The organism is Pseudomonas ficuserectae (assembly GCF_024584585.1).
Lineage (GTDB): Bacteria > Pseudomonadota > Gammaproteobacteria > Pseudomonadales > Pseudomonadaceae > Aquipseudomonas > Aquipseudomonas amygdali.
This window is the reverse complement of record NZ_CP085685.1, coordinates 90265-114267: the sequence shown is the minus strand read 5'-3', so window position 1 is coordinate 114267 and position 24003 is coordinate 90265. Positions and strand designations below refer to the sequence as shown.

At 56.8% G+C, this 24003-nt stretch carries 28 protein-coding genes; 2 read left to right on the top strand and 26 right to left on the bottom strand.

The features are described from left to right. Positions 1 to 546: 546 nt before the first annotated feature. From LJU29_RS28330 to LJU29_RS28310, 5 genes are all read right to left on the bottom strand, one after another. Positions 547 to 900, bottom strand: a complete 354-nt coding sequence (locus LJU29_RS28330; RefSeq protein ID WP_005730297.1) for a hypothetical protein — start codon at positions 898 to 900, stop codon at positions 547 to 549. Then, a complete protein-coding gene (locus tag LJU29_RS28325) occupies positions 891 to 1541 on the bottom strand; it encodes an AAA family ATPase (RefSeq protein WP_005730296.1) in 651 nt (216 codons plus the stop codon). The genes LJU29_RS28330 and LJU29_RS28325 overlap by 10 nt, the downstream gene beginning before the upstream one ends. Before the next feature lie 158 nt (positions 1542 to 1699). Then, complete coding sequence (locus LJU29_RS28320) at positions 1700 to 2128, bottom strand: GntR family transcriptional regulator (protein ID WP_005730295.1); 429 nt, start codon at positions 2126 to 2128, stop codon at positions 1700 to 1702. A gap of 127 nt (positions 2129 to 2255) precedes the next feature. After that, complete coding sequence (locus tag LJU29_RS28315) at positions 2256 to 4325, bottom strand: LPD7 domain-containing protein (protein WP_306459410.1); 2070 nt, start codon at positions 4323 to 4325, stop codon at positions 2256 to 2258. A 287-nt stretch (positions 4326 to 4612) separates the two neighbouring features. After that, positions 4613 to 5032 (bottom strand): hypothetical protein, encoded by a 420-nt coding sequence (locus LJU29_RS28310; RefSeq protein WP_054097448.1) that lies wholly within the window; start codon positions 5030 to 5032, stop codon positions 4613 to 4615. 322 nt (positions 5033 to 5354) lie between these two features. Here LJU29_RS28310 and LJU29_RS29860 point away from each other — a divergent pair, with 322 nt between their 5' ends. Further along, positions 5355 to 5816: a hypothetical protein gene (locus tag LJU29_RS29860; RefSeq protein WP_371321929.1), complete on the top strand. Its 462-nt coding sequence runs from the start codon at positions 5355 to 5357 to the stop codon at positions 5814 to 5816. Between the two features lie 202 nt (positions 5817 to 6018). Here LJU29_RS29860 and LJU29_RS28300 read toward each other — a convergent pair whose 3' ends face one another. Next, entirely contained in the window at positions 6019 to 6744 is a 726-nt protein-coding gene (locus LJU29_RS28300) for a plasmid mobilization protein (protein WP_057443892.1), read from the bottom strand. 362 nt (positions 6745 to 7106) lie between these two features. Between LJU29_RS28300 and LJU29_RS28295 the strand changes: the two genes are divergently transcribed. Then, positions 7107 to 7496, top strand: a complete 390-nt coding sequence (locus LJU29_RS28295; protein WP_005734769.1) for a hypothetical protein — start codon at positions 7107 to 7109, stop codon at positions 7494 to 7496. Between the two features lie 14 nt (positions 7497 to 7510). On the opposite strand, the gene LJU29_RS28290 is transcribed toward LJU29_RS28295, so the two are convergent. From LJU29_RS28290 to LJU29_RS28200, 20 genes are all read right to left on the bottom strand, one after another. Beyond that, positions 7511 to 8083, bottom strand: a complete 573-nt coding sequence (locus LJU29_RS28290; RefSeq protein ID WP_020304530.1) for a hypothetical protein — start codon at positions 8081 to 8083, stop codon at positions 7511 to 7513. Continuing rightward, a complete protein-coding gene (gene stbB, locus LJU29_RS28285) occupies positions 8080 to 8799 on the bottom strand; it encodes a StbB family protein (protein ID WP_096059924.1) in 720 nt (239 codons plus the stop codon). Before stbB ends, LJU29_RS28290 begins: the two co-directional genes overlap by 4 nt. A 309-nt stretch (positions 8800 to 9108) precedes the next feature. Further along, positions 9109 to 9714, bottom strand: coding sequence for a single-stranded DNA-binding protein (locus tag LJU29_RS28280; protein ID WP_019741003.1), 606 nt, complete (start codon positions 9712 to 9714; stop codon positions 9109 to 9111). 27 nt (positions 9715 to 9741) lie between these two features. Continuing rightward, positions 9742 to 10026, bottom strand: coding sequence for a hypothetical protein (locus tag LJU29_RS28275; protein ID WP_257112992.1), 285 nt, complete (start codon positions 10024 to 10026; stop codon positions 9742 to 9744). 2 nt (positions 10027 to 10028) lie between these two features. After that, on the bottom strand, positions 10029 to 12218 hold the full coding sequence (locus LJU29_RS28270; RefSeq protein ID WP_257112991.1) for a type IA DNA topoisomerase: 2190 nt from the start codon (positions 12216 to 12218) through the stop codon (positions 10029 to 10031). 27 nt (positions 12219 to 12245) lie between these two features. Beyond that, positions 12246 to 12608, bottom strand: a complete 363-nt coding sequence (locus tag LJU29_RS28265) for a TrbM/KikA/MpfK family conjugal transfer protein (protein ID WP_010217641.1) — start codon at positions 12606 to 12608, stop codon at positions 12246 to 12248. A gap of 40 nt (positions 12609 to 12648) precedes the next feature. Beyond that, positions 12649 to 14331: a type IV secretory system conjugative DNA transfer family protein gene (locus LJU29_RS28260; RefSeq protein ID WP_257112981.1), complete on the bottom strand. Its 1683-nt coding sequence runs from the start codon at positions 14329 to 14331 to the stop codon at positions 12649 to 12651. After that, positions 14331 to 14564, bottom strand: a complete 234-nt coding sequence (locus tag LJU29_RS28255; protein ID WP_257112976.1) for a hypothetical protein — start codon at positions 14562 to 14564, stop codon at positions 14331 to 14333. The genes LJU29_RS28260 and LJU29_RS28255 overlap by 1 nt, the downstream gene beginning before the upstream one ends. A 112-nt stretch (positions 14565 to 14676) precedes the next feature. Beyond that, entirely contained in the window at positions 14677 to 16659 is a 1983-nt protein-coding gene (locus LJU29_RS28250) for an ATP-binding protein (RefSeq protein ID WP_371321928.1), read from the bottom strand. Further along, entirely contained in the window at positions 16634 to 17101 is a 468-nt protein-coding gene (locus tag LJU29_RS29855; protein WP_371321927.1) for an ATP-binding protein, read from the bottom strand. The genes LJU29_RS28250 and LJU29_RS29855 overlap by 26 nt, the downstream gene beginning before the upstream one ends. 124 nt (positions 17102 to 17225) lie before the next feature. Beyond that, on the bottom strand, positions 17226 to 17492 hold the full coding sequence (locus LJU29_RS28245; RefSeq protein ID WP_004644125.1) for a hypothetical protein: 267 nt from the start codon (positions 17490 to 17492) through the stop codon (positions 17226 to 17228). Between the two features lie 46 nt (positions 17493 to 17538). Further along, entirely contained in the window at positions 17539 to 17904 is a 366-nt protein-coding gene (locus LJU29_RS28240) for a hypothetical protein (RefSeq protein ID WP_004667995.1), read from the bottom strand. Beyond that, positions 17889 to 18275 (bottom strand): hypothetical protein, encoded by a 387-nt coding sequence (locus LJU29_RS28235; RefSeq protein ID WP_004667993.1) that lies wholly within the window; start codon positions 18273 to 18275, stop codon positions 17889 to 17891. Before LJU29_RS28235 ends, LJU29_RS28240 begins: the two co-directional genes overlap by 16 nt. A 9-nt stretch (positions 18276 to 18284) precedes the next feature. Next, on the bottom strand, positions 18285 to 19343 hold the full coding sequence (gene virB11 / locus LJU29_RS28230) for a P-type DNA transfer ATPase VirB11 (RefSeq protein ID WP_257112975.1): 1059 nt from the start codon (positions 19341 to 19343) through the stop codon (positions 18285 to 18287). A 9-nt stretch (positions 19344 to 19352) separates the two neighbouring features. Further along, positions 19353 to 20702, bottom strand: a complete 1350-nt coding sequence (locus LJU29_RS28225) for a TrbI/VirB10 family protein (protein WP_257112970.1) — start codon at positions 20700 to 20702, stop codon at positions 19353 to 19355. After that, on the bottom strand, positions 20689 to 21498 hold the full coding sequence (locus tag LJU29_RS28220) for a TrbG/VirB9 family P-type conjugative transfer protein (RefSeq protein WP_122393730.1): 810 nt from the start codon (positions 21496 to 21498) through the stop codon (positions 20689 to 20691). The genes LJU29_RS28225 and LJU29_RS28220 overlap by 14 nt, the downstream gene beginning before the upstream one ends. Next, a complete protein-coding gene (locus LJU29_RS28215; RefSeq protein WP_057442458.1) occupies positions 21488 to 22276 on the bottom strand; it encodes a VirB8 family type IV secretion system protein in 789 nt (262 codons plus the stop codon). The genes LJU29_RS28220 and LJU29_RS28215 overlap by 11 nt, the downstream gene beginning before the upstream one ends. Before the next feature lie 36 nt (positions 22277 to 22312). Beyond that, complete coding sequence (locus tag LJU29_RS28210; protein ID WP_257112968.1) at positions 22313 to 22627, bottom strand: conjugal transfer protein; 315 nt, start codon at positions 22625 to 22627, stop codon at positions 22313 to 22315. Positions 22628 to 22700: 73 nt separating this feature from the next. Further along, entirely contained in the window at positions 22701 to 23633 is a 933-nt protein-coding gene (locus LJU29_RS28205) for a TrbL/VirB6 family protein (RefSeq protein WP_257112967.1), read from the bottom strand. 10 nt (positions 23634 to 23643) lie between these two features. Next, positions 23644 to 23997 (bottom strand): hypothetical protein, encoded by a 354-nt coding sequence (locus LJU29_RS28200; protein WP_122322525.1) that lies wholly within the window; start codon positions 23995 to 23997, stop codon positions 23644 to 23646. Positions 23998 to 24003: the final 6 nt, after the last annotated feature.

Here is a 24003-nt window from a genome sequence, read left to right as displayed (position 1 = left end):
GCTTCACCGCCTTGGCCAACTGGTTGGCCAACGCGGTGAAAGGGTGTGACGCAAGGGGTCAACTGGGGGGGCAGGGTGCTGTCATCGAGGTCGCACAGCAGCTGAAAAATCTTTTCCATAAGTCCACCGTTCAGCGGTGAACTGAAGGCTTCACTTTTGACGGCTTGCACAAAACCGCAGTGAACGCCATAATCAGCTCACGTTATGTGTGTTGAACAGGTAACCCGCGTATCAAACGGCCTGTTCAAGATTTTCCAAAAAGCCCCGCCGGCAAGCGGGGCTTTTTGGTTTCTGCTATTTGGCTAAATCGTTAATATATTCCCGTCAACGCTCGTTCGAGCATGAAAAATATTGCTTCCCAGCAACGGTGGGCAGGCAAAGTGGGTGAACACTATCACCCGAACTCACTGTCCGCAATGAAAATGCCATTTTTCACAGCTGATTTTTAGCCTAGTACGAATGGCTATAGGCCTTGTGATACGGGGGCTTCAGAGTACAAAGTGAAGTAATTTACGCAATAGGAATAACTTACGTAAGTTAAAGAGCTTACTCGTCCTCCATGAAATCTGTAATCGGCTCGGCATTAGATGCCTTCTCAAGCAGCGCAAGCAGATCAGCCTTATCTAGCTCTTGGAGTGCCATGATTCCAGCCCGAATCACATCGGAACGCGATATTCGGAAGGTCCGTGGCAATAGAGAAATCTTATCGATCTGCCTGTTCACGTCTTTGGACAAGGAAAAAGTAGTACGCACAAACGTGGGCGCTTTTTTACGCTTGCGCTTAGGCTCTGGAGTGGCACTGACAGGTGCAGCAGATATGAAAGCCAGCGCGGCTTCATCGTTAGCTTCGGATGATGGGGAGACATTCTCAGGCTTACGAATCAAATCTTTTAGTCCCATTTGGCATCTCCCCAAAGCTCCGCTGCCAACGTCTGTATTTCTTCTTTAGCACGAGGGTCGGAATTGCTCTCCAGGACCGAGCATCCGTCCTCATCAGCATCGTCGTAGACATTGCGAGCTGTAGTAATAGCGTCAAGAGGTTGGATGCCAAAGGAGCGGCACGCTTCTTTGGCATCCAATATCCGCTGTATCTGACTTGGCAGGGCTGGGCATTGGGTAATCACTGCACGTACATTCAGTGCTGGATTTACCGCAGTCGCCAGTCGTGCCAAGTTATCAACCTTGGGAAGGGTTTTGAGATCTCGTCGCTTGGGTCGAAAAGGGATCAACATATGAGTAGCTACCGTCATTGCTGACCGCAGCGCCTCCGAATCGGACCCTCCAGCATCGACCACAATCTGCCTATATCGGCCACGTAAGTCTGTCAGCGTTTGACGAATATTGCCGTGCGCCTGCACGACAGGAATCGCAGGGAGGTCTCCTTGAGCAGACCGTTCGGCGGCCCAGTCGGCAGTCGTGCCCTGTGGGTCCGCATCTAGAAGCAGGACATCACCCCCTCGAGCCTGCAGCCAAACGGCCAGATTTTGAGCTAAACAGCTTTTCCCGCTGCCGCCTTTTTCACCGCCTAAAAGTAAGATCATGAGAAGCCCTTGTAGGATTACTAAAGTGACATAACTTACATAAGTTACTGAAATTTTGCTATGCGCGAAATACGAAACTGCCACTCTGCATCTGCTTGATGTGAGCTAGACGGCCTTTGGATAACAGAATGGCTATGACATCGTGATCAACCGGAGCATCAGGAAGGGGTAGGGCGCAGCCGGCCGAGAACGCGCAGGATTTCATTTTCGAAGGCGACTTTTGATTCAAGGTCGCCTAGCTTTTTATGGCTTTCTGCAACGCGCCTCAGCAAGCCAGGCAGGTGACCATGCTGGGGCGGCTCGTTGCCGTTCGTGACCAAGTAGCCTTTATGATACTGCGCGGCGATGTAACCCTGCGTCTCCAACGAGCGCAGCGCCTCGCGCACGGGCATTCGGCTGACCTGAAAGGCATTGGCGATGGCTTGCTGCGCAAGCCGTTCACCCGGTTCAAGCCGTCCATCCGTGATGGCTTCGCGAAGCGCTTCTTCTATCGTCGCGCGGGGCAGCGCTACAGGCTGTGCAATGCCGAGGGCAATCGTTTCAAGCACGTGCTGCGCGTGCAGCTTTTGCGTTCTGCTGTTACTCATTTACGTCTCCTTTCCATGCATGCGAACAGAACCCTGCGCCGGCGCGCTGAACTCGGCGCTGCGCAGGGTTAAGCGGTTGTTTTCGTGGGAGCCACATCGGGACCTGGAGGCGGCTGATCCAAACGCCTCAGTCCATGCCCATGCCGTCTTCTTCATCAGGCGATGACAGCTCCGGTGTGCCAGCGGCTTCGGCCTGCCCCTTGGGCGTGGTTTCGGCCACTTCCCGATCAGGCGCGATCGGCTGCGCTGACCATTCACGGCGGTTGACCGTCTTGTTCGTCACCGTGCCGTCCTCTTCAATGACCTGCACCACGACAGGCTGGGTGCCCAGGTCTTCCAAACGTACCGGGTCGCCTTGCTTCAGATCTGCATCGTTCATCGCCTTTTCCAGCCCTACGCCCCACACGGTGCGGGGCTTACCTCCCTCGGGCTTGAGCGTCACGAAGTAGCTCATCTGGTTGTCGTCATTGTGCTGATACGGTGCTTCTCCGTGCTCGATCAGCGTGCCCTCGATGACTTTGCTCCTGGACGGGGCTGTCTGGCCCGTTGCTGCTTGAGGGGCTGGGTACAGACGTTGTTCAACCTGGTTGACGATACCAACCGCCATGGCAGTGATTTCATCCAGGTCCTTGACCGATTCAGGCCAGGTCTCGACTTGCCGATAGGCATTTTCAAGGCCGCCTTTAAACGCTTCGCGGTAGCTGTCGTTTTCCATGTACGCCGTCAGCAGGGCAGCCGCTTCCGGGCTCTTGTCATCCGTCGCAATGATCCAGACGGCATGGTCTTCACATCGCAAGCCCATGACCGTATCAGAGGCTCTGACATCCGCTTCGGACATCGGAAAATCACGACGCCATTGTGCTTCAAGCCTCACCAGCTCGCTGGGGCTCTGCAAGTCCGGATCGTCGGCCCGTGCAGGCTTCGCGGCTTCTGGACTCGCCGACGCAGTGCTGGTGGCCACTGTCGGGCTAACGGGCTCGGGCGCAGCGTCTGAAGGCGTTGGCACGTTGGCCTGCGCTTCAGACGTTGCCGTTGCTGCAACATCCGCAGCCGGTTGCGCACGCTGCGCCTGCCATTGAGCAAACGCCTGGTCGCCTTTGGGCTGACCGCGCTCTGGAATGCCCAAGGTGATCGCCACCAGTTCGACGAACGCAATGCGTTCCGGTTCCGGCACGGTGTCCAACTGGGTGGCCAGCGCCTGGCTAACCTGCTCGGCGGTTTTTCCTTCTCCATACAGCGCTTCGATGGGCACCGTAACGCCCATCCTATCCGCCTGGTCCCTGACGTCACGTGTGGAATCGTCAACGTGCCGAGGCAGATCGGTGGCAGGACCAATGCTCTGGCCACCACGCTCAATGTCCAGCTCTGCACGGCGAGCCGCCAGGCTTTGGTTCATGGCCTTGTCAGTGAAGTGAACGTCCAGACCGTTCTTGGCCACGGCCTCGATCACCAGCTTTTTGAAGTCGGCGGTGCCGGTGATGGTGAGTGTGCTGCCAAACCTTTCCCGGGCCAGCTGAAGGGCCACGGACACACCGGACTCGGTAATCCCCGTGCGACGCATAGAGATTGTTTTACCCGTGTCCACAAACAGTGTCTTGTCGGTCTGCTTGTCCAGGTAATGCACGTTCTGACTGAACTTGGCCTTGCGCGTGTACAGATCCTTGGCGCTAAGGTCACGCGCGCGCTGACTGGCGGCGGCGGGATCAACCTGTTTGGCAAAGCGATCCATGACCCGCTTCACACGGTCACGCACGCCTTCAGGGCCAGGCCCTCTGGCACCGCTGATGCTGAAGCCTGGGTCTTCCTTTTCGTCTTCTAAAAGATTGCGTATGGCTGCACTGCCCATGAGATTTACCTCGATGTTGGGTTTCGGGTTATGGAACTGTTCACGTGCTTTGAGCCGTTCGAAGGTCAGCACGGAAACCAGCTGCGCCTTGTCCTGGCGGGTTAAGCGTTGATCGGAGAACACGGCGCGCCTGAGCGCGTAATACTGCTGATCGATCCGGCGTATGGCCCGGCGATGAGCCGGGGCAATCTGGTTGTGCTGCGCTTCCCGCGTGAAATACGCGGCCACCGTCGAGGCCTGCCTGTTAACGGTCAGGGCCTTGATCGAGGCGCGCTTGAACACCAGCGCCTTGTCTGCGGGCCGCTTGAGCGGATCGAACAGCATCCGGGCGCGCTGCTCGATGTCAGCCACCGTGGCGACCCGGTGGGGGTTCTTGGCGTAGGGCGGGACGACAGAACCAGGCCGCCATTGGCGGGGAGGGCGAGGCTTGTCTGAAGTCCTTGGCCTACGCCCGGCAGTGGATCGTCCAGGCGTTGCTGTCGCAGTCGCTGCCTTGGGCATCGACGTGACGGAAGGTGCTCTGTAGAACACCAGCGCGTTGTCAGAAGGCTTCTTGAGCGGATCAAACAGGCGTCGGCCTCGCTCCTCGATGTCAGCGATGGTGGCGACACGGTGAGGGTTCTTGGCATACGGCGGGATTATTCGTCCAGCTCGTACTCGGGCGTTTCGGGGCTTTCCAGCTCCGGCCCGGCGTCGGCCTGTAGCGCCTGCTGGCGTTGCTGTTCCCGTTGCTTCCTGAGAAACGGCGGCAGGCCCGCTTCCTCCTCTTCCTCGCTCAGCTGTGGACCCGTTCCGTCTTCCTCGTCCTCCTCCTGGTACAGGTGGTCGCAATCCAGAATCTCCTCCTGGTTGCGACTGTCCCACGTGAACGTGTGCATCACTGGGCAGTAGCACCGCACCGTCACGGCTTCGGGCCGATCCGGCTTGCCGGTGATCTGCCACATTGCTGACGGACAGGTCTTGCAGGCCATCGGCAGGTGCGGAAGTGCGTCGCCCCGCAGTTTCAGCAGGACTTCGCTGGTGATCTCTCTGTCGTTGCCCGGTGTGTACTGAGTCATGGGATTCTCCATAAGTTTGATAGAACCTGGCTTCGCGTTCGGCCAGTAGCCGAACACGATCTTCAGGGGAGGCTTCGGAATAGGCTTTGCGAAACTTGGGGGTGGCCTTGTTGACGTACTTGATTTCCCTTGCGCGCTGCGGCCAGGCAAGCAAACGTTCCTGGATCACACTGGCTTCAAGCGGTGGTTTCTTCAGTTCACGCCTGACAATGAAGTCATCCTGAAAGATGGTGTCTTTCAGGTTCGTGCCCTTTGCGTCACCCGGCAATTTGACCGAAATGTATTCAGTGTCCTTACCTTCATTACGGATGCGCGTTTCACCGTGCTCAGCCACCAGGGCATAAAAATCGGCACGTGTAGTTACGCCGCGTTCGATGACTTGCTTGACCAGCTCCTGTTTGAACTGGCGGTTCTTGCCGTAAAAGTCATCGCCTTTATAGCGAGACAGGACACTGGCCGCATCGGTGATGTCCGCACGGACATTCTCACGCGGCGAAGACAGGCCATACTTCTGGTTTATGTGCTCCTGAAAAGCTTCAAAGTACTTTTCATGATTCTTGTACACATCAACTGGATTGGCCTCATTGCCACTCAACAGGTTGATACGTGGGATAATGATATGAATGTGAGGCTTGCGTTCAATTACGTCACCGGTTTTCCTGTCAGTGACCGTCTTCATTTTGGGCAAGTGCGCTTCGGCATACAGATTGAATTCTTCAGGCTTGTACGCATGCATAAAGAAGTTCTTGAAATCGGTTGTCACCGCCTTGAGCAATTCAGGTGAAACCGTGTCTTCTTTGAAGCTGAGCGTGAACGTGAGATAGCGATCCTGGCCATGATCCGGGATACTCTCGTAGATGGCCCTGGTGACGCTGAGCTGCCCCTCAATGATCAACCGATGGTCCAATTCATCACGCGTAAACTCTCGACCTGATTTATTGCCTTGTTCTAAATACTCCTGCGCTCCGGTGTTATAGCCACTGACTCTAATCAGCATATTCTATACCTGCTAACAAAATCGTTTCGATGACCACAAGCGATTCATACCATTTGTCTCTCACACTGTCGGCAATAAGGCCCCTATCACTGGCTGATTTAGCGATATAAGCCAACTGAGAAATGTTGTTACCGGCTTTGTTGACGATGAATACTATTCTTTTCCTAAACCCGGTAAACTCTCTGAACACCGGTGTTTTATTTAAAATCAGCTCTCTAAAAAAGGCTGATGCAGAACAGCCCGCCCGTTTGATCATGTCATTAAACTGGGCCATTTCGTCTTGGGTGAGTCGAAACCGGATGATATGAACTTTTTTGCCAGATACGTTAGGTGAGCCACGGTTGCCGTTATGGACTGGCCTCGCCGGTTTTGGTGGGTCAGTCTCGGGCAATACCGTGAGCAATAGTTGTTGAATAGCGTTCAGCTTATTAAGCCAGTGGAGATACTGCTTTTGATAAAGCGTGCCGTTATATGGTGCCGAGTTAGCGGAGTAAGCAACTCGGTTTAGAGCATGTCCGGACTTTTCAAATATCTGCTGCATCCGCTTCTTGTCGATTGCGGACTGCTCAAAGGTAGGCGAACGGCTGATCACCAGATCACGAAAGAATCGGGCTGGCTTCAGGCTGGATTGCGCGATGGGCTCGGCAAACCGAGCGAACTGTTCATCCGTGAAACGGCATGACACGGCGCATGACTTGTTCACTTTTTCGGCCACAAGATCACCTCCTGGGGGCACCTGGAATGACGACAACCAACAACAACGACAACGCTTTCCCGCTCTGCGGGGTTTCAAAGGGGTATCCCCTTTGGCACGTCGATTGGATACGAAAAAGGCGAAGCTCTTTTTTGTAGACAATCGGTAACGTGCCTGTTTAGCGAATTCGAGATTTTGGGTCAGATCCAAGATTGTCTCTGAATGTCTCTCGATGACACAGAATGTCTCTCTGTGTCACTAATCCTGTTAGGTTGACTCTAAATGTCTCTACTTGACTTTGAGTGTCTCTAAATGTCACAAATGGTCTCTAACCCTCGTAAGCCACATTCGAGCATCGTTGAGAACACTGAAAGGAGAAGAAAATGGACGACTGGCGCAACAAACCACGAACAGGCAAGAGCCAGGTAACACCATGGCTGCAACAGATTCAGGCACGCATCGACATGGGGGCCACGATGAAGCAGGCCTACGACGAGCTGATGTCGAATGAGTCCATTTCGCTTGGGTACCGCCAGTTTGTTAGGTACGTCCACACGCTGACATCCAACACACAAGCCACAACACAGAAGACAACGGACAAGCAAACCGCTATAGCTGAGGAACATGCGAAAACGCCCCCTGAGCCAAAAAAGGCAGACAACCAGAGAACACCGATGACACCCGCTGACTTTCGAAAGATCAGGGAAGACTTCGATAGAATGGACTTGAATGCACTTGTTTCAGGCAAGGGGCTGATATTCGACGAAAAATGAATAGCGCGTACTGGCTAGTTCTTATACTTGTCTTTGATACCTGTAGGAATTTTTTCCAACAAAGCGCGTTGTTCTTTATATTCTTGATAGAACCACTTGTTGGTTTCATTAACGTCTTGGCTTTCAATAGCGATCCAGGTCATGCCACCGATCATCATAGCTGCCATCACGACTAATCCTGCAAGCATCATATGGTTAAATCGAGTGGCTTGCGTATCTCTGAGATTTCCAGACAACGCAGACACACGATTTTCCAGTTGTTCAATCTTGACCGTCGCACGATTGAGTGCAGGCTCGAAAGCATTAGCAAGACTGTCATGAATGGCCTCAGAAAGCTTGATCCCGACATCTAGACCAGCCTTGGTCGTGGTGGCTTGAATCAATTCTTTAGTGCTTTTCTGGAGAAACAATGCGGTGTCTTCTGCATCTTCAACAGCATCAGCGACAATTCTTAACGAATCATCCATTGAAAGCTCAAGCAACCTGGGTATGTTCTTGATACTGTCGTGCAAGTGACCCACGTCACTTAGCAACTCGGTAATGAGAACGTCACGTGCAGTGGCTGTATTCTTTTCAATCGTGCTCATAGAGCATCCTCCTCCGCGAACAACGCATCAAAGACTACATCAAGCTTACGATTAACGCCTTTGGCGAGAAGCTTCAAGCCATACATATCTGACCAAAGCTCACGATCTTTCATGTCAGCGCTCTTGTCTTTCAGCAACGTCTTGTAGTCGGCGTCATCGCTCATCAACGATGTAAGAGAAATACGCTTGACTGAAAGAGCGTCGAACAGTTCAGTTTCAAATATTGCGCACTTGCGATTGCAGATAAACGAATGTGCAAGATCGTAATAGGAAATAATGATGGAGAATTCCGAATCAACGTCACTTTTCACCCGATTGAATACCAATCTTATCTTGTGAGCCGGAATGCCCATCGCGGCCAGCGTTCCAATCATGGTTGCTGTCTCTTTCTGCTCCTTGGTTCCAGAAGTTACTGGAACAACGTAGTAATCAATTTCATCGTGAGCCTCTTCGAAGCTTTCCAGGTTGGCCATGAAGTCTTCAACGTTGGAAGCACCCACGTCGATGATGGCCTGGTCTTCAAGCATGAGACGTTTGAACAGCTCACGAAATTTGTTGCCGCGCAGCTTTTCCACGTCCATGCCGAGATTTTCTGCGGTCTCGTTAATCGACTCGATAGCGTAGATCGGGGCACCGTCCATGCGTGGCGATAGCAGGTTGGCGGCAATGGTGGTTTTGCCGACAGTGCCGGTGTAATTGATGATGACGACTTTCATAGTGAATGATCCTGAGTGATTTAAGGTTGATCGAAGTCGCGGTGCCAATAACTGGGCACCGTTTTGAAATGTGGTTGGCTGGGCCGTTTGAACACCAAGGGCGCAGCCCTTGTCATCCCGCAACGGCCGCGTTGACCTCGGGAGCGCGGGGCGGTGAAGCTACCCCACACCCCCAAGGTGAGCCTTTTCTGAACGAGGTAGCGTCAAGTGTGCGCTGCGCCCGTGCTTCCGTTCGCCGCGACGATAGAGCGCGTCACGACGAGCCGGGAGCGCGGCACCTGACGTGGGCAAGATCGATGTGTGGGTGGGTCAGACCAGCATCCAGTTGAACCGGTAGGGGTCCATGAAGGGGATATCGTCATCTCCGGCTCCAAAATCCCCAGCGGGTTGCGGTGCAGGCGCTTTGGCCTGAGTCTGCTTGCCTGATGCACGTGACGGTTTTGGTGCCGCTTTGCCCTTGCCGGACGGTTTTTCCGGTGTCGCCTGTTGGGGAGCTTGCTGCCGTGGGGCTTCCTGGTGATCGCTGTCACTGCTGCCGTGGCCGTTCTGCCCTTGTTGAGCGTCGCCCTGTGGACGGCCTCCGAGCAACTGCATGGTGCCCTGCATGTCCACGACGATTTCCGTTGTGTAACGCTTGACCCCGTCCTTTTCCCATTCACGGGTTTGCAGCTTGCCCTCGATGTAGACCTGCGAACCCTTGCGCAGGTATTCACCGGCGATTTCGGCGACCTTGCCGAACAGCGACACGCGGTGCCATTCAGTCTTTTCGACCTTCTGCCCGCTCTGCTTGTCAGCCCACTGCTCGCTGGTGGCCAGGCTCAGGTTGGTCACCGCCGTGCCGTTGGGCAGGTAACGACAGTCAGGGTCTTGTCCGCAGGTGCCTACCAGGATCACTTTATTGATGCCACGCGCCATGATTGCGCTCCTTCTTCAATGAGTTCGTTAAGGGGTGTCTTCGTTGGGGTCAAACACGAATATCGTGCTCAGAAGCTCTCGGCCACGGGTTGTGGTCTGCTCGGCAGGGCCCAGCAGCAATGCCGTTTTGCCGTCTGCCGACAACTCAAACTCCGCAAAGCAGTTGTCGCAATCCACTGGGCGCCAGGTCATTTGCCACCTTCTGACGTTGACGATATCTACAGTCGCAGGGGTTTCGCAGTTGGGGCAGTGCGCCGTCATCGTGTCACCGTCTGGCCACTGCGCTGCCTTGGGCTGTTGTTCCTCTGGCATAGCTAATGCCTCCATTGAAGAGGGGGGCACGCGCGCGTGGGTTTGCGGCTGAATACGAACTCCAGCTTGGCTTCGTGGTTGAGCTTCAGGGCCGCGTCAAAGGACTTGCCGGTTTTCTTGCTGTGAAAACCCTTCAGTACGCCGGTCTTGCCGTTCGTCAGCAGCGCCTCGATCTGGCCGGGCGACAGCATCTTGCCGCTGACTTCCGGATGGAACTTGAAGGCGCAGGCGCGACAGCCGATCACTCGCGGGGTGACGGCCAGTTCACCGCCGCACATGGGGCACTGAGCGTTCAGACTGTCCAATATCGGCTTACCATCGCCTTGCACGTTGCCCAGGTCGATGTTCTGCACCTGGTCTGCGATGAAGCCTTCCAGTTCGTCCAGGAACTCCTCCACGGTCAGTTCACCGGCCTCGATCATTTGTTGCTGTTCATGCCAGAGCGCGGTCATGTCCGGCGTCGTCGCAATCGCTGGCAACGCGGCGATGAACTCCAGACCCAGCTGGGTGGGGATCAGTTTTTTCTTCTCTACCGCGTAAAAACCACGCTCCTGAAGCTTGGCCAGCATAGCGGCGCGGGTCGCCGGGGTGCCGATGCCGCCGTTCTCGCCTTTCTTGCCCTGGTCGCGGTCGATCAGCAGCTGCTTGATGCGCGGGTCTTGCACGTACTTGGCGACCCTCTGCAGGTCTTTGAGCAACGTGGCTTCGGTGTAGAGCGGCAGGGGCTTGGTTTTTTCCTTGGCCACCGTAATGCCGTCGCATACCCCGGCGTCACCGACTTTCAAATCCGCCAGCGCATCGAAGGGGCTCGCAACCTCGGCGGCGTCCGATGCGTCTTCGTCTTGCTCGTTTTCTTCAGTGACCTGCGCCGACCAGCCGGGCTGCGTCACTTTGGTGGAGCGCGCAACGAAGGTGTGGCCGCTCACGCCAAAACGCACTTCGGCACTGAGGTAACGTTTTTCGGGCAAGAACTGCGCGACGTAACGTTTGACGATGGCCATGTACACGGCGCGTTCATCGTCACTCAGCTGGGCAATGTCGATCTTCACTGCCGTTGGGATGATCGCGGTGTGCGCCGAGACCTTGCTGTCGTCGAAAGCCCGGGTTTTGCGTTCCGAATTCACCTCGGCAAACATCCCGGTCAGGTCCGGCAGGGCTTCGCTGAGCAGGCTCAAGGTCTGCGGGGCCTCGGCAAACTGTTCGTCAGACAAGTAACTGCAATCGGACCGGTTGTAGGTGATGGCCTTGTACTTCTCACGCAGCGCCTGGGTCAGGGCCAGGGTTTTCTCGGCATCGATGCTGTGGGTCTTGCTCATGTACACCTGAAGGTCCAGCAACGCGAACGGCAGTGGTGCCGCCGTTTGCTTCTCTTCCACACGCGCCTCGATCACGTCTGCGGGCTTCATTCGGCACGCATCAGCCACTTGAGTGGCATACGCCTCGTCGATGATGCGGTTCTTGTCATCAATCGGGGCATCAGCGGCCACCACGAGGCGGCACTGCGCACGACTGCTGCCAACGGCCAGGCTTGCCGCAACCGTGTAGTAAAACGCACTGGCGTGACTCTTGTTGGCCAGATAGCGATTCACGATCAGCCCCAGGATCGGGGTTTGAACGCGCCCCACTGATAACACGCTTTTGACGCCCTTGGCCCTACCGGCTAGGGTGCAGGCGCGGGTCATGTTGAACCCGTAGAGCTGGTCACCAATGCTGCGGGCCAGTGCCTTCTGGAACAGGCCGTAAAACTCGCTGTTGTCGCGCAGGCCTTCCAGCGCTTTGCGGGCAGCATTGGCATTCATGTCGTTAATCAGGATGCGTTTGACCGGCGCGGTGTTGCCGAAATGCACCAGGACCTCATCGACCAGCAGTTGGCCTTCGTCGTCCGGATCACCGGCGTGGACGATTTCCGAGGCGCGACTGATCAGCTGCTGGACGATGCTCAGCTGATCCTTGGTGCGTGCGATGGGCTGGTACTTGGGCGGGCGCAGCTTCAGGGGCAGGTCGGCCTGAACCCAGTTTTTATAATCGGGGTTGTGCACCTCGGGCGGGGCCAGTTCGAGCAAGTGGCCCACGCACCAGGTGACGATATTGTTGCTGCCACACTCGAAATAGCCGTCCTTGCGTATGACGGTGCCCAGCGCCTCGGCAATGACCTGGCCCAGGGCAGGCTTTTCCGCAATGAATACTCGCATGGTGTTCTCCTTGTCAGGATCTGGGGCTTAGCCCCGGACCTTGCCGAACTTGTCGTTGATTTTTTGGGTGTAGCTCTGATCAGCACCGGGGCAGCTGTTGAGGTAGTCCTGGCGCGCCGTGGCGGTCTGGCTCCATTTGATGTTCCCGTGCTTCTTGACCAGAATGCTGAAGTAGTCCTGCTCGGCGCTGCGGCACTCGCTGCCACCGCTGTTGCCGGTGAATTTGCCGTAGAGGCACAGCACGGACTTGCACGGGTCACCGGCGAAGGCCGAGCCGCTGCCCAGCAGACACACTGCGAACAGCGCGCAGAGCAGCGTTTTGCCGCGACCGGGCACGGCGTTGCCAGCGACATGACCCTGGCGGTCAGCCGTTTTGCTGAAGGTATTCATGTGTTGCTCCTGCAAGCGTTTGGATGTGCCAGTGGGGGGACTACATCGTTTCGGGGGTATCGTCAGCCTGCGCAGGCTCGGGATCCGGCTCGACCTCAACTGGCTGTGCCTTGTCCGTTGCGGCCTTAGCCACTTCGATTGCCTGAGCGTTGGTGTCTCTGGGATTCCAGCGCTGCCGTTGTTCGGCCTGCATGGGCTTGGTATCGGCCACCGCCACCTTGGCTTCGACAGTGCGCACCGGCACGGTGAGCGCGTCGATTTTGGAAGCATCGCCAATCGGCACATCGGGCGTCGGCATACCGGCTCGCTCTTTGAACACGGGTTCTTCGTACCAGAAGATTTTCCGGGCTCGGATGTTGGCAGCGGGCGTCGTCTTTGTGGCTTCCACAAAAATCAGCTCTTCGCCGTAAGGCAGGGCGCTGACCTCCTGCGGCAACAGCAACGGTCGGGGCTGTTCGCTGTAACTGTCTGTTTGACCTCGAGCACCGATTTCATGCTTCTGTCTGTTCAACGACTGGTTATGGACGCGCACCGTGGTGTTACCCAGGCGCGTGCTGTACTCCTTGGCCAGCTCGACATTGCCGGTGCCGTAGACGATTTCGATGTGAAAGGCCTGCATGATGCCGTTGCCAGCCTCCCGGCCATACGTGCGCTCGCTACGCAGCTGGTCCTTGCCTTGAAAAATGATGATGTAGCGAAGGCCTGCACCGCGTGTCAGCGCCGGGGCCATTTCCATGATCTCGATACGGCCCATGACCGCGATTTCGTCGATCACGAACAACACCTGATACTTGAGTATCAACGTGCCGTCTGCGCAATGACCACCCTGCTCGGGCATCACATCGGTGTTCTGCTGAATGGCCTGAGTGAAGAACAGGTTCATCAGCGGGCCGTATTTCTTGATGGCGTTACCGGTCACGCAAAAGTAGATGCTGATCTTCTCCTTGCGCAGCTTGGTGAAGTCAATGTCGGTGTCTGAGACTGCCCAGGCCACCGTTTTCTCGGCATACATGGACAAGGCACCGCGCAGGATATCGACGGTGGTGGACCATCCGCTGCTCTTGTTCTTCGAGGCCTCGAACACGCCATTGAGCTCTCGAAGGGTTTCCACTGACAGCGCGTTGGGGCCAGTGCTGTGTTGCTCGATGGCTTGCTGCGCCCACACACCGAGCCCGGTGCCCAGTGACGCCACCTCATAGGCCTGGGGCAAGGTCAGCTTCATACCATTGAGCTTCATGCCCTCCATTTCCATCAGGTACAGCAAGATGGCCGCAAACACGTTGGCAGCCTTGTTGTACCACTCCTGGTTCTTGGGGTTGTCCGACACGAACAGCACACCCGCCAGCGTGCGTATCTGCCCCAAGCGGTACAGCGGGTCGCGGCTGAGGGCGCTCAGCGGGTTCCAGCGGTGCGTCTCCAGAAGCTCCGGCGAAAAACGGTAGACCTTGTGTCCGGCTGCGGCCCGAAAACCTGCCGTGTCCCTCCAGTTTTCGAATTTGGGGTCGTTCACCACCACCGAATCGGGGTAGCTCAACAGATTGGGGGTAACGACTCCCACCGTTTTGCCGGTTCCAGGGGGCGCGGCCAGCATGACGAACGTCTGGCCATAGCTGGCTAAGAAGGTGTCCTTGGTAGGGTGTTTGCCAATGAGGATCGCGGGATGCTCCTCGATCCGTTCTTGGGGATTGTCCGGGCTGATGGGTTTCGATTTAGCCTTGCCCATCAGCGGCCCCCTGCTTGACGCTGAAGCGCCTGTTCGTTGTTGCTTTGCGCCTGAAGCGCGGCCTGTTGGTGTTGCAGAGCGATGGACTGCTGCTGGTTGGCCTGCATCTGCTTGAGCGAGGCGCTGATGACTTCAAGCTGGTTCGACTGTCGATCAAGCTGTGACTGAGTCGCGCAGCCGGTCAGGGACAGCATGAACACAGCGGACAGGGTCAGTGTGATTCGAACGTTCATCGTGATATTTCCTTTGAGTAGGCACAGCCAAACGCCAGGCGGCTGGTAGCTGACTGTGTGGCGTTGCATTGGGGATGGTCTGAAAATGCAGGTGTATCAGGCGGCGAGGCGGCTACTTATTTGCACAGCACTCGCTTGAGTTATCGAGTAGCTGTTGATCGGCATGTCGCCACTTCAAATAGTCCTCGACACGCCAGAAACCGGCAGCGGCAGCATTGCGTTCAAGCACCCACCAGGTTTCGCCAGGCTCGACCATGACGTGGTATTCCTTCGCTAACTTACGGCGTGGATCATCTGCCTGGTCCGCAGCCAGCTGCTCCAGATTGGCCTGGTCTTCGCTGCGCATCTCCTGCGCGTCGCCGCCGGTTGTCAGCAGATACTCCAGCGCTGCGGCTGGAATATCTTCAGGCTCTGCGAACTGGCATTCCCATTCACTGCGTATCTCCTGTTTATCGCTTCCAGTGGCCAGCAAATGACCGAGGTAGTCCAGGGCACCGGCTGGAATGTCCGCTAACGGCATGTCCAGAATCCGGGCAACTTCGGGTTTCGCCTTCTCTGTGGCCTCATCAAGCGCCTGACTGATCCGCTCATATTCAGCCTCATCGGCTTCCCGTTTAGCGCGCAACCGCTCGCTGTTCGCCACCTGATCGGCCTTGGCCTGCTCGATGACCCTGTTCCAGTCGGGCGGCGGTGGGCAGACGCCCTTATCAATTAACCCGGCATTGATCCTGCTGAGCAAGACCATGTCCTGCTCCGGCACCGGCGTGCTGACGATTGGGTCCTCCGAATCGTCCTCGATGGCGTCCGACAAGCCGCGCTTCATACGTCCAGTGCCCACTCGCCTCACCAGGTGAAGCTCTCCCCAAGCGTTGCCGGTTGCCCTCTTGCCTTCCATTTCCATGCTCGTGGTGTATTTCATCAACCACTTGTGCATGAACCGCTGACGCTCGGGTGCCATGCGCAGGGAAATGTCATGGAAACGCTGATAGAACGCTTCGTCATGACCGCACGCCAGGCTGTCGCCCTGGTGCGCCACCTCATGCTCGACCAACCCGAAGATATAGGCCGCCGTTTTCATTGGCTCAGATTTAAGGCGTTGGACGATAGTGCGGTTGATGGCCAGGTAGGTTTTACCATCCGTCCACGCTTCACTGGTGTTCGACTCGCCGAGCAACACATCCAGGCGGTCTTTGCTATGCCGAACGGTGCCATCCTTCCAGCGTTCAGCCCCCACACACGCACCGGCATAGTGTTGCAGGCACCAGCGCAACGCTATCCAGGCCCGGCGCGTTTCTTTGTCCAGCGCCTTTTTCTCATCGACAATCGATGTTCGCTCGACATAAGCCTTCTTGACCGTCGCGAAAGCGGCGCACTGGGGCACCTTCAGGTCTCGGTACCAGTGACTGACGGCAGGTCTGGCATTGGCAATCACCCGTTCCAGCACATCTTCAAAATCTTCAACGCTATGGCAACCGAAGCGGTCGAGCGTTTGCGGATGCAGTACCTGGATGATGCGCTGCCCGGCAATGCCTTCGCCCTTGGGTATGTCACTGCCCTTTAAAACAACGGTGTAGGTGCCTTTGTGTTCACGAAACGCCTTGCCAATAAAATCCATCAGGGTGATATGCCGTTTACCTGGCAGCACCGTAATGACTTCTTCATGGCAGAATATTTTGCCTACATCAGCTGCACCGCTGAGCAACGACAGTGCTGATCGCGCTCGACGTGCTTCTGTCTTGCGGCGTCCACCCAATTCCCCCGAGACCTTGTCAGCCAACGGGCCGAACACCTTGGCGATGGCTTTCCAGACCGGGCAGGTCTTGCGCAGTATCTCGCTACGGGAGACGTTGAGGGCAATCGCCTGCTTGGTCACGATCAGGCCTCCAGCCCCCCAGAGGTGCGAGGAATCGTGACGGACCAGCACGCCCTGGTTGTAGATCGAAACCGCGCCTTCTTCCTTGGCCCGGTAATAGGCGTATTCATCCTCGAAGTCCCATTTTTCCGTTGCAGGATCGCGCGTAATGACACGGCCATTGAGTTCAACGCTGATGCGGGTGTAGCGCACCAGGTCACGAATCTCCTGAACGGCAGACATCAACTCCAAATCGTTGAGCGGTTCGTACCAGGTGCCCTCGATGGAGCAACCCCGGTACGCCGTGTTCAAGATCGTCCAGCTCGTAGTTGTAGCCCATCGAGCGGGTATCAACGGTCATCTGCCAATCGTTGGAAGCCCAACGTGTCTTGGCATGCGCCATGATCTGACCCCGGCCCAGGCGAAACCGGCCATAGGTGGCATCGCCTTCCTGGTGCGGTGTGCCAAAGCGTCCGAAGTAGCGCAGCACGTCATTGCGGCTGGCAAATCCGCGACCGTCATCAGCGCAGTGAAAGCCCTCTTTGGTCATGGTCAGGCGCAATGCGGTGGCATCGGCGTCTACAGAGTTCATCACCAGCTCGATGATGGCCTTGCCGATCGATCCGGCCTGACTATGGATGATGTGTTGAATGATTTCAGGGTCCAGCTCAAAAGGTAGCAGCACGGTACACCTCATATAGGTAAGGCCAGGCACAGCCAAACGCCAGGCGGCTGGTAGCTGACTGTGTGGCGTTGCATGGGGATGTTTGAAAATGCGGATGTATCAGGGGGTGACGCGAGCGTAATGCCTACTTGCGGGTCTTACTGGTGCCCTGTGATGGCTTCACCAGTCCGCACACACGGGCATAGCCTGACTCACTATTGGCGAGCGTGCTCCAGCTCCCCTTGTGGCCGGTGTTCAGCATCTCGATAAACGCTTTTACCTCATCGTCGGTTTGCGCAGCCGCGAACTCGATGGTAGTGGTGAAGTTAGCCAAGATGGCTTCTGCTGATGCCTTCGAGAGCGCCAGTACGTCTTTTGCGTCACTTTTTGCGAGCACTTTTTCGGTGGTCATCGTAATGCCTCGTCTGTTGTCTGAATACATGTAGTGAGCGTAAAGCCTACTTGCGGGCCTTACTGGTGTTCTTGTACTCGCCCTGGTACTCGAACTGGCGCAGCTCGCGGTCGTTGGCAAAGCGGGCATCACCGTGCAACGAAGTTTTGGGCTTCAAGCGCACGAAAACGGCCATCAACGTAACGCCGACCGGCAGGAACGTCAGGGCTGCCGTCACACACCATGACCACGGCACGTACAGCATGCGCCGGTCGTTCCAGGGCAGTTTGCGGGCCTCCCACAGCGTGTCCCAGGACAAGCCCGCGAAGTGCCCTTGGGTCAGTTGCAGAAACATCGCCCCCCCTGCGTACAGGCCTGCCACGAAGAACACCAGCATCAATGCGATGACCAGTAATGTCAGTCTCCACCACATAAACTTCTCCTGTCACCCTGCCGGGCGAGCGTGTGCTCGGTCCCCTGAACATGAGCACGTGCAGCCTCGAAGGCTGCGAACGTGTTCGGATAAGGCTGGATCGCTTCGATCATCGTGAACACTTGCCCCAATGCATCACGGTTGTGCCGCTCGCGTTCTACAAGGGCTTTCTCCAGGCCGCGTGCAGGGTTGCGCGTAATGCTGTTATGCAGGGTGACGTAATCCATCTGGATGGCTTCGGCCACTGCGTAGAACTGTGAGTAATTGAGCAGCAGAACGTATGGCTGCGTGGGTGGCTTGGGCCTTTCTGCTACGCGCTTACCGCTACCGCGTGTTGCAAACTTCCGAGTAAAAATCCGTTTCAACCACATGACACACTCCTATTTAGCTCGTTGACGCTGACCATTGAGCAGGGCCAGCTTGTGTTCAGGTTCGTAATGCACTTCCAGGATGTCCTGCTTTTCCATGTACACCACCACATCGAACGAGGTGCGGACAAGGCGCTCGATGTAGTCGTAGTCCAGGCCCTTGCCGACCTCCGATTGCTTCACCAGACCGCACACACGAGCATAGCCCGCTTCACTGTCGTTGGCGTGCGCCGTGGTCACGGTGCCCTTGGTGCCGGTGTTCAGAATCTCGATGAAGTGCCACACCTCATCCCCGGTCAGCTCGGCCAGGAACAGGTGGTCGGGCTTCATCCGCAGCGCGCTGGCCACCAGCGCTTTGGGCGTCACCACATCGCTATAAAGCAGATGCACATGGTTGGGATGAAAGGGCAGGGAGTCTTCCAGTGATTCCTGGATCGTGACCATGCGCCGGTGAGCCGGAAAGAGGTCGATCAGCGTCTTGCCGTAGGTGGTTTTCCCTGACCCTGGCCCGCCAAACACGATGATGTTCTGACGATGGGCAACGGCCATTTCCATGAACGGGTCAAAGTCCCCGGCAGCGTGAGCGTCCTTCATGTCGCACTGCCAGGGCTTGAGGGTCAGCACCGGTGAAGCGATGGCCTGGGCCCGGTCATAGCGGCCACTGTTGACGTAATCCTTATGGGTAAAGCGCAGCAAGGAGGGTTTGCGAAACGTCATCGACAGGGTGCCTTCCTCGCACGCCGGTGCCATGACGATCTGGCCCCGCTCCCCGCCAGGCAATTTAACGGTGTGAATCGGTGAATGAGGAGCCAGCACGCGGGATCTCAGCGCACAGAGCGCATTGGCCAGCCGCCAACACAGGCTGTAGGTGAGCCAGGGCGCGTCCTCGCGCACCCAGCCGTCTGGACCGTCTACCCAGATTTCAAAGGGCCGGTTAATGGCCACATCCTGGGTGCCGGGGCGATTCAGGCGCTCGGTGACGCCTGCCTGGGCGAGAAAGTCCAGGACCAGCGTGTCTTCGGTCAGCCCTTGTTCCTCAGGGTCTTGCGAGTGATCTTGTTCTTGCGTCATGAATACTCCTTAGCGGTTCTCGAAAACCGATGAAAAGTCGATGTCGCGGGCCACGATGACGGTGATGACCGTGCCCGGCAGCAGGTGCGCGGTGTCCGGAATGTTGATGGTGCTGTCCAGCGCCTTGTTGGCCATGCTCTCCACGTTCTGCTCGCTGTTGTTCACCGTGTAACCTCCAGACCCCGAGCTTTTCTGCGTGGTGTTGGACGCAGCCTGAAGCGCGTCCTGGATGAACGACAACATCACTGCACCGCCAAAGCGCTGCATGTAGTGGCGATTGATCCAGGCTTCGGTCCCGCTGGCTCCCATGGGGCCTGCACCCAAGCTGTCAATCTTGGCCCGTACACCCGATTGGGTTTCGATTTCGGTCCAGGTGGTGAACACACTGGTTTCGCCTGGCCCAACCTCAACCGTCTGTTCACCGGTGAGCTTGTCACCCGCTGCCGCAATCACCGTGGAGCCATCGGCGGAATACAGCGGATCGGTCAGACGACAATCCACCAGCCCTGGGTGGGTGCTGATGATTTCGGTGTACAGCGCGCAGCGCGTGTAGGTGTTGTGGCTGACCAGGTACTTGCGGTTCGGTGCCAGGTACGCCTTGGCCGGGGCAAAGGTGGTACCGCCCAGGTTGCTCAGGCTGCTGCGTTTTCTGCTGGACGATTCACCACCCAAACCGCTGCTCGATCCGCCTTGCACGTCAGCCAGCAATGAAGGCGGCAGTGAGGGCTGATCGTTGGTCGGCTGTTGCGGCTGAGTGTCCGCAGCGCCGGTGCCCATCGCATCTTCCGAAGTGACGAACATTGCAGCCCCCAGTTTGCGTTGCCGGGGGGTCTCCACGACCGGTGTGTTCTGGCCGGGCGGTGGCGGCACACTGGCGGCATGTCCCTGATCGGTCGATCCGCGATTGGCGTCCCTTTTATCCTTTTCCTCCTTCGCCAATCGGTCTCTTTCAGCGCGGGCTCTCCTGTCCTCTTCGGCTTTGTCAGCGGCCAGTTTGGCTTCCCGTGCCTTTTTCATGCTGTCGTCGCTGACCTGATTGACGTCCAGGGTCGCGTCCTTCTTGACGTTGGTTTCATCAACCTCTGAGCCGGTAGTTTTCATCTGGGAAATGGTGAAGTACCAGAGTCCGCCAATCACCAGCAGCCCTACAAACACCAGCCCGGCCAGGCCCAGGTAAAGCGACTTCTTGTTTTGGGCATCGCCTGTGCGTTTGGCCCGCACGTCAAAGGCCCCTCGGGCCTGGGTGCTGGCAGGCTCGGAGGCCGTTGCCTGTTCCGGGGTCGCTGCTGGTTCGGGTGGCCCGATGCTGTCCGGCCCTGGGGTGTTCGCCGGGGCTTGGTCGTTGTCATTGTTCTGCATGCTTGAGCTCCCGAATCTCGCCGGTGGTGGTCCCGTTGAAGTTGTACCCCGTGTTCACCTGAACGGTAGGCCGGGCCTCTACAACCAAGCCGTTTAGGCGGAACCGAAACAGCCGGCTGACCCCATGCACCACGACCACGTTCTGTTCGTTGTGCGCGTCCGCCAGGGTTTCGGTGCCATCGGGCAATACCTGGTACAGCACCGGGCGAGGCCCGTTGCCGGTGAAGCGGAAGCAGGTAAGCATGCCGTTGTCCCAGCCCTCATACGGCGCTATGGACCGGCTCTCTGAACTGGAGCGCTTCTGATAGGGGCCGTTTTGCACCGGGCCGTCGCACGGGTTGCCGGGGTCACGGCGTACCGCGCCGGACTTTTTCGGCGGCTCGGGGTAGGTGAAGCGCAGCGCATAGGTCATGTCCGCAGCACGAGTCACCAGTTTCAGTTCCAGCAGGTAGGTGTGCCGGTTGGTGTTGATCACCAGGTTGGTATTGGGCTCCTGGTCGGTGATGGGTTTGATGGCCACCAGATTACCGGCCTTGTTCGGACCGATGGACCAGGCCTTGGGATCACCTGACACCATCAGGCCTGACGCCTCGTTGATGGTCTCGTTGGCCGGAAGCTGAACCAGCGAGGTACGACCTATCGAGGCCTGGATGCGGTACACGTTGTCCGGGCTGTAAACAGCGGTCTGCACGCGCCGGTCGAGTGATGAGCCGGTGCCCAGGCTCTCGGCAAGAGCCGGGACGACACACGTTAAGGCCAACAGCGCCGTCAGGCCTGAAACGGCTTTATTTACCATTGGACACCCCCACTTCCTGGGTCATCGTGTAGGCCTTGACCCCAAAACCTCGGGGGTTAAGCCACTGGTCACCGGCTTTTTTGGCAGGGTTCTTGTAGTCGTAGGTCACCGTCGCCACCCAGGTCACCGGGGCCAGCTGAGGGTCGGGGGTGCCGTTGCGGTCCAGCACGGTTTTGGTGATCCGCACCTGGGCGGTGCCTTCCCGGTCTTTACGCTGGAGGAAGTTGATATTGTTGATATCCGTGCGGATTTGCCGGTTGGTCCCCAGCACTTCCAGATAGCCCTTGGAGGACAACTGGAAATTACGGTATTCGGTAAACGTTTCACCGTAGGACATCAGCTCCACCATGCCGAACTCTGCGTCGTGGCTTGAGAAGTTGTAGCTCTCGCGAAACCGTACATAAGTCGAGAGCCAGAACTCGTCATCGATCTGCTCCGGTGGCTTGCCCTTGTCGTCGGCCCACACCACGTCCGTGTAGCCGGAGTTGTTGTCTACCCGTACCAGGCCAAGTTGCACGGTCTTGAGCGGGGTCAGGCCCATCACGGCGGCGATGGACATAAAGGTCAGCACACCGAAGAAGCCCGCCAGGCGACGGGCGTTTTTGGTCTTGGCCTTCTCGTCGGCGGCGATGTTCTTCTCGAAATACCGCGCTGCGTGGATGAATGCCTGTTCGGCCAGGCTGATGTCTTGTGCGGTGGCCGCGTCGATGCTGGTACGGGCGGCCAGTTGCCGCTCCTGATCGATCACGTCCTGTTTGGATTTTCGAAACTTTTTCATAGATCACCTAAACGGGACAAACACGCGCTGCGCGGATCAGTTCGCGGAGCATTTGGAGTCGTTGGGCGGGACCTCGGCGGGCTTTGCCGGGGAGGCGCTTGCGGCAGTTGCCGGGCGCTTTTGACTGGTGGTCTTGAGCGGCTGGGCCTGGGGCACGGGGCTTGCCGCTGGCCGTACCTGGCCAGGCACGGGGCGCGTAGCCGGTATCACGGCGGCTGGTACAGGCGCAGGCTTGTGGGTAAAGGGCATGTCTTCCCACTGCCCTTCCGGTTCGGAAAGCTTGGGTGCAGAGCCACACCCTGACAGCAAGGCAGCCGAAAGCAGCCCGCTCAAAGCAAGTTTGACATTCATAGTGGAGTACCTGAGAGAAACGAGGGTGTTGCGAGTAGGGAGAGGATGTAGCCGGTAACGGTAAATCGGTGTGCTATTTGATGTTGTTGCGTCCCCTCCGCAGTCTGGAAATGCCGGCAGCGGCACCGCTGGTCATGCTTCTTGCTGCTCCAAATCCTGAAATTTTGCTGATCATTCCGCCTCCGGAGGGGCCACCGCCCATGATGGAGGCTGCTTGCTGAGGCAGTTCGATGACCAGCGCTGTGAACGTGCAAAAGACAATCAGGATGGTGATATTGCCCGCCAAAGTGGTGTTCAAGGAGCCATCTTTAATCATCACGGTGTTGATAAAACCAATTTCGATAGCCAGCACAACTGATATCAGGACCTGAGCCAACATAAAGCCTGCGATGGCTGCAACCCACCCCCAGAAATACTGCTTGGTCTGTTCAAACAGCAGAAAGGCGATGAACAGAGGCCCTACGGCCACGATAGCCGTTGTCAAAACCTTCAGTACAAAGAGCGTGGCGACGGCGGCCAGCAAGAACGGTATGCCTCCCAGTACATAAAACACCACCCCCTGAATCCCCAACCAAATATCAGAGAAACTGGCTCTGAATATATTGAAGTTCATGGCATTGATAAGCGCTTGCAGGTTTATGGTATACGTTGCAATCAAACTATCTATCTGATTGGTCTGCACGCCCTCCTGGCCGGACAAAATGCCCCCCATCCAGTTGGGTAAACCGGTAACGAAGGGCACAATCGTTTGTACGTACCATTGCACACTGAACGCACACGCAGTGATGGCAGCCATTTTCATAATTTCTTTGGCCACATCCTCGAAGGCAACGTTCATTCCTCGGTACAGCCATTGCATGTTTCGCAGCGTGAAGTGGATCAACCACATCGTCCCGAAGAGCGCTCCAAGCCCCAGCATCACCTTGGCCATCCCGGTGACCAAGGCGCTTTGCAGGGCGGCATCAACGAAATTGAACAACGTCTGGGCTATCTTTGTTACGTCCATGCCGCCTCCGTTATTTTGCTCGGGTGTAGGTAGTGTTATCGAAATAGATGACGTTGCCTTCCAGGCGCATGGTTGCAAGACCACTAGCCATACTTAGGACACTATCCGACTCTGCTTTGGCTTCAAATCGCTGCAGGTTAGTTTCCATTTTTCCATACCCCACAATATCAGCTGTAGTTTCGAGGTTTACGTGGAAAATTTCGCCATCCTTAGATATATCCATTACATAGGTTGGTTTGCCCATTCTTTTCATGTTTTCGCCAGTCCATCGCCCCACAAATCCATCCCCTTTGCTATCGAAGCAACCCGACAGCGCCAGTGCAAACAACACCAAGCAAGAAAAAGCCGTCATTCTTTTAAACATGGGTCA